Here is an 8,825-nt window from a genome sequence, read left to right on the forward strand (position 1 = left end):
GGGGGGTAAACCGGCAGGGATGCCGGTTTAGCCGCCCCGCGCCATGGATGGCGCGTGGCGGCGGCCCCCCAAATCACTGGCGGATTACGGGCACACCGAGCCTAAGCGAGGTGCCGAGTGGTGGGGCGAGGACCTTTTGGTTACTTTTGGGTCCTTCCAAAAGTGACCCGCCGTCAGGGCGGAACCCTAAGTAGCCGTTACCGCAGCAATGGATGTGCACACAATACAACTGTGTTGACTGCCAGGCCGCCTTCGCGAGCAAGCCCACACACAGTTGGATGGTGGGGGGTCAGGTGGATAGGTGTCGGCTGAGAGGCCGTCATCGCAGGCAAGCCAGCTCCCACAGTTTGATTGCGGGGTGTCAGGTAGATATGGGGCGGCTGTGAGGACGTCATCGCAGGCAAGCCAGCTCCCACATGGGGTCCATGTTCAGCATGAAAAATGCACCGAGGGCATGAGCTGATTCGACCCTCCCACCCCGTCATCCAACCGTCACATCAATCTGCTGTGCTGGCGCCCATCGCTTATTTGCCCAAGGACCCGTGGCCATGTTTTCCGTGCTCAAACCCCACCGCTGGAAACTCGCGTTGCTACTGATCGCCGCCAACCTCGGACTGATCCTGCACCTGGCCTGCGGCGAGCTCAAAAGCGTCAGCGAATGGGTGTGGCTGGATATCATCGGCGAAGGCGGTTCGGCGCTGCTCGCGCTGATCTGGCTGGGCCTGGTGTTGAAAAGCCGCCCCGCCGGACGGGTCACCCAATACCTGGCGCTGGGGCTGTCGTGCATCTTTTTTTCCTGGTGGATCGACAGCCTCGACGAATTCATCCGCCTGCCTGACAGCATCTCCTGGGATCACTGGCTGGAGTCAGGGCCAATGCCGGTGGGCATGATCCTGCTGACGATCGGTATCTACCACTGGCACCACGAACAACTGGCGATCAGCGCACAGATGGAAAAACGCGAGCGGTTGTTTCGCGAGCATCGGCTATTCGACAAACTCACCCCCCTGGCCGGTGCCGACTACCTCAAGCGCCAACTCGCCGACAGCCTGCGCGACAGCCAAGAGCAGCAACAACCGCTGTCGCTGCTGGCCCTGGACCTGGACAACTTCGCCGCCATCAACCAGGCCTACGGGCATGCCGAGGGTGATGCGGTGCTACAGGCGGTCAGCCATGTGCTGTTGCTCAACCTGCGCCGCCAGGACCTGTTGTGCCGCCTGGCAGGCGATCGTTTTGTGGTGCTGCTGCCCAACACCGGCGAGCGCCAGGCCCAGGGCCTGGCGCAGGAGTTGCAACACGCGGTGCAGAGCCTCGCCCACAAGACCCGGCAACAGGGCGAACGCCTGCAACTGGCGGCGACCACGGCGGTGGTGATGGCCTTGCAAGAGTCACCCCACGAGTTGCTAAAGCGGCTGAATATGGGCCTGGCCCGCGCCAAACACCCTCTTGCGAAAAGCGCCTGAAATGGCTGTGAAAACCAGTTGGTATGAAAACGACAGCCGCTTCATCCCCGGTCATTATCAACCCGCCACGTTGATCGACCTGGGCTTGTCCCGGGACATCGACAGCCATCGTTTGCTGCGCGGCACCGGCCTGTTCCACGAAGACATCCTGGCCGGCAACGCGCGGTTGAGCCCGCAGCAGTTCTTGGGCTTGATCGGCAACAGCCGCAAACTGCTGGATGCCGATGACAGCAGTTTCCTGTTTGGCCAACGCCTGCTGCCCGGCTACTACGGCGCCGCCAGTCATGCGCTGGGGCATGCACACAACCTTCATCAGGCGCTGGAGATCCTGATCCAGCAACAAGTGCTGCTCAGCCCGCTCGTCACGCTGCAACTGGAGCTGGATGAGCATCACGCTTACCTGTATTGGTTGGACAGTTGCGGCGCTGGCGAACACTGGCGCTTTCTGCTCGAAGCCAGCATGACCTCGCTGGTTGCCATGAGCCAATGGCTCAGCGGCCAGCGCTTGCCGTGGGTGTGCAGTTTCAGCCATGCCGAACCCCGGTACGTCGAGCAATACTGGGTGCATCTGGGCGAACACACACGCTTCGAACGTCCGCTGGACATGATGTGCCTCCCCCGTGAATACCTCACCCACAACTGGCCCGGTGCTTCGGCCACCGCGGGCCAGGTCGCACGCCAGCAAGCCCTTGAACAAATCGAGCAACTGGGCTTTGCCACAAGCTTTCTGGACTGCCTCTACGGCTACCTGCGCGAACACGTGCGCCAGCCACCGAGCCTGGAACAAGCCGCGCACACCTTCGCCATGAGCCCGGCCACGCTAAAGCGCAAGTTGCAACGGCACGACACGGGTTTTCAGCAACAGGTCGACCGGGTGCGCAAGCACGTGGCGTTGCACCTGTACCAGGCCAAGGGGCTGAGTAACGAGGAAGTGGCCGCGTACCTGAACTTCAACGATGCGGCGAATTTTCGGCGCTCGTTCAAGCGGTGGACGGGCAGTACGCCCAACCTGATCCGCCAACTGTTCAGCAGCCGCTAGCCAGGCGTTCGCGCAGGAACTCCACCAGCGCTTGCACCGGGCGTGAACTCTGGCGGTGCTGCGGGTACACCGCCGACAGGGTCAAGGCCTCTGGGGCGAAGTCTTCCAATACCTTGACCAAGCGACCGTCCTTCAAGGCCTCGCTGACAATGAACGTCGGTAGATAGGTAACGCCCAGACCGGCAATCGCGGTATCGCGCAGCAGGTCACCGTTATTGACGCGCATGCGTCCGCTGACGCTCAAGGCTTGCAACTTGCCTTTGAAGCGCCATTGCACCTGGCGGCCGTGGCCGTAGGGCAGGCAGTCGTGCGTGGTTAAATCCTCGGGTTTCAATGGCGTACCCCGTAGCGCCAGATAGTCGGGGCTGGCGCAATACACCCGCTCGATAGCGGCGATCCGCCGGGCGATCAGGGTGGAGTCTTCCAGGGTGCCGATGCGCAGCACCAGGTCGTAGCCTTCGCCGATCAAGTCCACCGGCCTGTCGCTCAGGTCGACTTCAACGCAGACCTGTGGATGCTGACGCAAAAACAACGGCAGCAGGCAACCCAGGTGCGCCATGGCGAACGACAAGGGAGCACTGAGGCGAATGGTGCCGCGCGGCTCGCTGTTCTGGCCGGCGATGCCCTGCTCCACCTGCTCCACCTCACCGAGCAGGCGCAAGGCCGACTCGTAGTAACTCTGGCCCAGCGGCGTGACGTCCAGGCGCCGTGTGGAGCGGTTGAGCAGGCGCACGCCCAGGCGGTCTTCCAGTTGGATCAGGCGGCGGCTGACGAATTGCTTGGACAAGCCCAATTGCTCGGCGGCGGCGGTAAAACTGCCGGACTCCATGACCTGGCAGAACAGGCGCATGTCTTCGAAAGGGTTCATTGTCGCTTCTCAGGGGACGATGGGCTGTTTTATAGCCTGTCAGTGATCACACCACAAACCAAATGTGAACCCAATCAAATGTGGGAGCTGGCTTGCCTGCGATGGCGGTGTATCAGCCAGCAATGCTGTTGACTGGTATACCGCCATCGCAGGCAAGCCAGCTCCCACAGGGTCTTGCGGTGTTTTACAGAGCAGGTTACTTGGCAGCGAACGCCGAGTAGCTGTTCATCAGGTTGCGGTAGTTGGGAATGCGCGGCGAGAGCAGGTTGGCCAGGCCTTCCATGTCGTTGCGCCAGTCCACTTGCAGCTCGCAGGCCACGGAGAACCAGTTGACCAGTTGCGCACCGGCGGCGGTCATGCGTGCCCAGGCGGCTTGTTGCACGGTTTCGTTGAAGGTGCCAGAAGCGTCGGTGACCACGAAAACCTCAAAGCCTTCGTCAAGGGCACACAGGGTCGGGAATGCCACGCACACATCGGTCACTACACCGGCAATGATGATCTGCTTGCGGCCGGTCGCCTTGACGGCCTTGACGAAGTCTTCGTTGTCCCATGCGTTGATCTGGCCAGGGCGCGGGATGTATGGCGCGTCGGGGAACAGTTCTTTGAGCTCAGGCACCAGCGGGCCGTTGGGGCCGCTTTCAAAGCTGGTGGTCAGGATGGTCGGCAGGTTGAAGAACTTCGCCACGTCGGCCAGGGCCAGCACGTTGTTCTTGAACTCGTTGGGGGAGAAATCCTGCACCAGGGAGATCAGGCCGGTCTGGTGATCAACCAACAGCACAACAGCATCATCTTTGTTCAAGCGCTTGTAAGTCATGGGTAACTCCTTTGGGGATGGGGGTGTTCTTCAAAAGGCAAAGCAGGAGCAGCCGAACGCACCCCAGAAACCCTGGAAGTCGCTGACCGGCACGCTGGAAAGGCGCGCTTTTTCATGGCTGTGGGCATGCACGCCGCAAGGTCCGCTGCACTGGTGAACCTGGGCCTGCATCGGCGACGTCGGGCGCCAGTGCCCTGGCACCTTGACCACTGGCGACCAGTCGGGCAGCACCGGTACCCGTGGCGGTGCGAAATCTTCGAAGTCGCCAGCGCCGTACACGACCTTGCCGCCGACCACTGTCAGTACCGACTCGATCCACTTGATGGCTTCTTCTTCGACACTGAAAAAGTCCGCCGACAACGCGGCGACATCCGCCAGTTGACCGACCTTGATCTGGCCTTTCTTGCCCTGCTCGGACGAGAACCAGGCACTGCCGTGGGTGAAAAGTTCCAACGCGGTAAGGCGCGGCAAGCCCTCGGCGTGCAACTCCAGGCCACCGACGGTGCGGCCGCTGACCATCCAGTACAGCGAGGTCCAAGGGTTGTAGCTCGACACGCGGGTGGCATCGGTGCCCGCCCCTACCGGCACGCCTTCGGCCAGCATGCGCTTGATCGGCGGCGTGGCTTCGGCAGCCTTGGCGCCGTAGCGCTCGACAAAGTATTCGCCCTGGAACGCCATGCGATCCTGGATCGCAATACCGCCACCGAGGGCACGCACGCGTTCGATGTTTTTCGGCGTGATGGTTTCGGCGTGGTCGAAGAACCACGGCAAGCCATTGAACGGGATGTCGCGGTTGACCTTCTCGAACACGTCGAGCATGCGCGAGATGGACTCGTCGTAAGTGGCGTGCAGACGGAACGGCCAGCGCTGTTCCACCAGGTGGCGCACCACCGGTTCCAGCTCCTGCTCCATGGTCAGCGGCAGGTCCGGGCGGGGTTCGAGGAAGTCTTCGAAATCCGCGGCCGAGAACACCAGCATCTCGCCGGCACCGTTGTGGCGCAGATAGTCATCGCCCTGGTGCAGGGTGACGCTGCCGGTCCAGTTCTTGAAGTCGCTGAGTTCTTCCTTGGGCTTCTGAGTGAACAGGTTGTAGGCGATGCGCACCGTCAACTGTTGATCCTTGGCCAGTTGCTCGATCACCGCGTAGTCATCGGGGTAGTTCTGGAAACCGCCGCCGGCATCGATGGCGCTGGTCAGGCCCAGGCGATTGAGTTCACGCATGAACTGGCGGGTGGAGTTGACCTGGTATTCCAGGGGCAGTTTCGGGCCCTTGGCCAAGGTCGAATACAAAATCATCGCGTTGGGCCGCGCCACCAGCATGCCGGTGGGGTTGCCGTTGCTGTCGCGCACGATCTCACCGCCCGGCGGGTTCGGCGTATCCTTGGTGTAGCCCGCCACCCGCAGTGCGGCGCGGTTGAGCAAGGCGCGGTCGTACAGGTGCAGTACGAACACCGGGGTGTCCGGGGCGGCCTGGTTGAGTTCTTCCAGGGTAGGCATGCGCTTTTCAGCGAACTGGAATTCGTTCCAGCCGCCCACCACGCGCACCCATTGCGGCGTGGGCGTGCGGTCGGCCTGGTCCTTGAGCATGCGCAAGGCATCGGCCAGGGACGGCACGCCTTCCCAACGCAGTTCAAGGTTGTAGTTCAACCCGCCACGAATCAGGTGCAAGTGCGAGTCGTTGAGGCCGGGAATCACGGTGCGGCCCTTGAGGTCGATAACCTGGGTGCCGCTGCCGCGCAGGGCCATGGCTTCGCCGTCGGTCCCCACGGCGACAAAGCGCCCTTGGTGGATGGCCACGGCGGTGGCGCGTGGGTTTTCCCGGTCCACGGTGTGGAACTGGCCATTGAACAGAATCAGATCGGCGTTCATAGGGTTTCCTTTACAGAGGCTTCAAGCCAGGGAGCGAACAGGCGGGTGGCCGCCGGCATCAGCAGGTACACCACCAGCAACACGATGGTCAGGGTGACCAGGAAGGTGGAGACCACGTAATTGGACAAAAACGGGTGCAACCGCAGGATCGGCCCCCAGATAAACGGCAGCAGCAAGGTTTGCGGCAGGATCACAAACAGGCTGACCACCGCCTGCTTCCAGCGCGGCGGCTTGGCACCGCCCTCGGCCTGGGGCGCGAACCAGAATTCATTGACCGCGCCGATTTCCGTCTGGTCGCCGTCCGCCAGCATCGGCGCGGCTTCGTCGATCAGCGCCTGGCGTTGCGGGGAGCCAAGCCACAGCTCAAGGGCGCTGGTGGAGCTATAGCGCAGCACGCAAGTGAACAGCGCCATGCCGTTTTGCTGGCTGCGCACCACGTCAACACCCAGGTGCCCAGGGCGTTCGCCCGCGATGCGCACGATGCGGCGCAACCAGGCTTCGTACTCGACTTCAAAGCCGGGTTTGACCCGGTGCTTGACGACCAGGGTGACGACTTCGTCGGGGCTGGTGTTGACGGTTGAATCCATGGCTGAGTGCTTCCCCGGAGTATTGAGCGATGGGGAGAGTCTGGCCGTTGAGCGGTGGGGAGAATTGGATGTATGTGCTGTTTGGCTTGTTGCAGGAGCGAGGGGGACGTCTAGTTCTTGCTCGCGAAGAACCTCAACGATAACGCGGGCTTACTGGTTCAACGTGGCGCCCTCAGGTTTTTCGCGAGCAAGCTCGCTCCTACAATTACCGGCAAAGCTACGTCGCCCGGGCCATGTGTTCCGCAATCCTGCCCCTCAGCCATCGCTCCGCCGGGTCGTTGTCATGCACCCCGCTCCACACCATCGACAGCTCCGCCGCATCAATCGCAAACGGCGGGTCCTCGGCGCGCAGGCGTGTGCCTTCGGTCAACGCGCACGCGGCGTAATCGGGCACGGTGGCGATAATCTGCGTCCCTGCCAGCAACGCGCGTAACCCGCTGAATTGCGGCACGGCCAGTACCACGCGACGCGAGCGGCCGATGCGGGCCAGGTCCAGGTCGATATTGCCGCTCAGGTCGCCGGAGAACGACACCATTGCGTGGGGCCTGGCGCAGTAATCATCCAGGGTCAGCGGCGCCTCGCCGTCATCGCCGCGCAGGACCTTGCAGGGGATATCCCGCAGCTTCTTGCGCTTGGCATTGGCCGGCAGGTCGGTGGTGTAGCTGACCCCCACGGAAATTTCACCGCTGGCCAGCAGCGAAGGCATCAACAGGTAATTGGCGCGGCGCACCACCACGATGATGCCCGGCGCTTCTTCGCGCAGGCGGCTGAGTAAGGACGGAAACAGCCCGAACTCCGCATCATCGGACAGGCCGATACGAAACACTGCGCAGCTGGTGGAGGGGTCGAAATCCTTGGCGCGGCTGACGGCGCCCGAGATGGTGTCCATGGCCGGTTGCAGCTCCTTGAGTATCGCCAGTGCACGCGCCGTGGGTTCCATGGCACGGCCGTTACGCAGCAGCAACGGGTCGTCGAACAAATCGCGCAAACGGCCCAATGCGGCGCTCACTGCCGGTTGGCCGATAAACAGTTTTTCGGCGACTCGGGTCAGGTTTTTCTCGAACATCAAGGCTTCGAAAATCACCAGCAGGTTCATATCGACGCGGCGCAGATCGTTGCGGTTCATGGGCGCTATCCAAACGTTTTCCAGGGGGCCAGGGAAGCATGCACTGCACGCCAGGGATTGCATAGCTGTGCTGTCTTTTCCAGCGCCGCACCTGGCGAAATTAACAACGATTAACTCGTCAGCCAGGCGGTCCGGCAACAAGATTAAGGGCGTCTACACTGCACCCATCCACCGGGAACGTTCCCATCGACTGCGGATATTTGTCATGGCCCGACTCGAGCAATATGCCCCCCGGTTGCCCGCCACCGGTGGCCTGTGCCCCCGGCGTGAGCGCATCGCCAAGCAACTGATCCTCGCCAACCTCGGCGAAAGCCTGGCGATCGCCGACCTGGCCCAGGCCTGCGCCTTGTCGCGCAGCCATTTTTCCCGCGCCTTCAAGTGCACCACCGGGCTGTCGCCCCAGGAATGGATTCGCCAGCAACGCATCCAGCGGGCCAAGGAACTGATTACCGGCTCGTCCCTGAGCCTCACGCAGATCAGCCTCGAATGTGGCTTTTGCGACCAGGCGCACTTCTGCCATATGTTCACCCGCAGCGAAGGCGTCAACCCGATGACCTGGCGAAACCACCACTCGCGCAGCAAACCTGATGTGATCGCTGCCTAGTGGTCTGCGCGTACCTGGAATATGCTGGCCGCTCTCCTCATCCAGAACCTGGGCAGCCATGAATGACTTGAGCGACCAGGCCGTGCATTTCGGCCCGTACCGCATCCACCCGCGCCAGCGCCTGGTGCTGGAGGCCGGTCGCCCGCTGCGCCTGGGGCGGCGGGCGGTGGACATTCTGCTGATCCTGTTGGAGCACGCCGGCAATGTGGTGAGCAAGCAGGAGCTGATCGCACGGGTCTGGCCCAAAAGTGTGGTGGAAGACGGCAACCTGCGGGTGCACATGGCTGCGTTGCGCAAAGCACTGGGGGACGGCCAGGCCGGGCAGCGCTATATCGTCACGGTCGCCCAGCGCGGCTACAGTTTTGTTGCGCCACTGAGCATTGAACCCATGACGCTGCCCACCGACGGCGCGCCCCAACGCCCCAGCCATAACCTGCCCTTGCGCCGCACACGCA

General features: G+C 62.4%; 9 protein-coding genes. 4 read left to right on the forward strand and 5 right to left on the reverse strand.

The features are described from left to right. Nucleotides 1-548 precede the first annotated feature (548 nt). Nucleotides 549-1,463 (forward strand): GGDEF domain-containing protein, encoded by a 915-nt coding sequence (locus GIW04_RS24060; RefSeq protein WP_034134484.1) that lies wholly within the window; start codon nt 549-551, stop codon nt 1,461-1,463. 1 nt (nt 1,464) lies between these two features. Further along, nucleotides 1,465-2,502: an AraC family transcriptional regulator gene (locus GIW04_RS24065; RefSeq protein ID WP_003191902.1), complete on the forward strand. Its 1,038-nt coding sequence runs from the start codon at nt 1,465-1,467 to the stop codon at nt 2,500-2,502. On the opposite strand, the gene GIW04_RS24070 is transcribed toward GIW04_RS24065, so the two are convergent. The 5 genes from GIW04_RS24070 to GIW04_RS24090 form a co-directional block, all read right to left on the reverse strand. Next, nucleotides 2,489-3,370 (reverse strand): LysR family transcriptional regulator, encoded by an 882-nt coding sequence (locus GIW04_RS24070; RefSeq protein WP_003191903.1) that lies wholly within the window; start codon nt 3,368-3,370, stop codon nt 2,489-2,491. The two genes, GIW04_RS24065 and GIW04_RS24070, sit on opposite strands and share 14 nt — an antisense overlap. Before the next feature lie 196 nt (nt 3,371-3,566). After that, complete coding sequence (gene ycaC / locus GIW04_RS24075) at nt 3,567-4,184, reverse strand: isochorismate family cysteine hydrolase YcaC (protein ID WP_003191905.1); 618 nt, start codon at nt 4,182-4,184, stop codon at nt 3,567-3,569. Nucleotides 4,185-4,214: 30 nt separating this feature from the next. Further along, a complete protein-coding gene (locus GIW04_RS24080) occupies nt 4,215-6,053 on the reverse strand; it encodes an amidohydrolase (RefSeq protein ID WP_034134486.1) in 1,839 nt (612 codons plus the stop codon). Beyond that, on the reverse strand, nt 6,050-6,640 hold the full coding sequence (locus GIW04_RS24085) for an antibiotic biosynthesis monooxygenase (protein WP_057710401.1): 591 nt from the start codon (nt 6,638-6,640) through the stop codon (nt 6,050-6,052). The genes GIW04_RS24080 and GIW04_RS24085 overlap by 4 nt, the downstream gene beginning before the upstream one ends. Nucleotides 6,641-6,857: 217 nt before the next feature. Beyond that, complete coding sequence (locus tag GIW04_RS24090) at nt 6,858-7,766, reverse strand: LysR family transcriptional regulator (protein ID WP_003191909.1); 909 nt, start codon at nt 7,764-7,766, stop codon at nt 6,858-6,860. A gap of 205 nt (nt 7,767-7,971) precedes the next feature. Between GIW04_RS24090 and GIW04_RS24095 the strand changes: the two genes are divergently transcribed. Further along, nucleotides 7,972-8,370: a helix-turn-helix domain-containing protein gene (locus tag GIW04_RS24095; RefSeq protein ID WP_003191911.1), complete on the forward strand. Its 399-nt coding sequence runs from the start codon at nt 7,972-7,974 to the stop codon at nt 8,368-8,370. A gap of 58 nt (nt 8,371-8,428) precedes the next feature. Next, the coding region (locus GIW04_RS24100) for a winged helix-turn-helix domain-containing protein (RefSeq protein WP_236479260.1) at nt 8,429-8,825 on the forward strand (397 nt) is incomplete at its 3' end.

The organism is Pseudomonas sp. PA-4-8C, assembly GCF_021606625.1.
Lineage (GTDB): Bacteria > Pseudomonadota > Gammaproteobacteria > Pseudomonadales > Pseudomonadaceae > Aquipseudomonas > Aquipseudomonas lactis.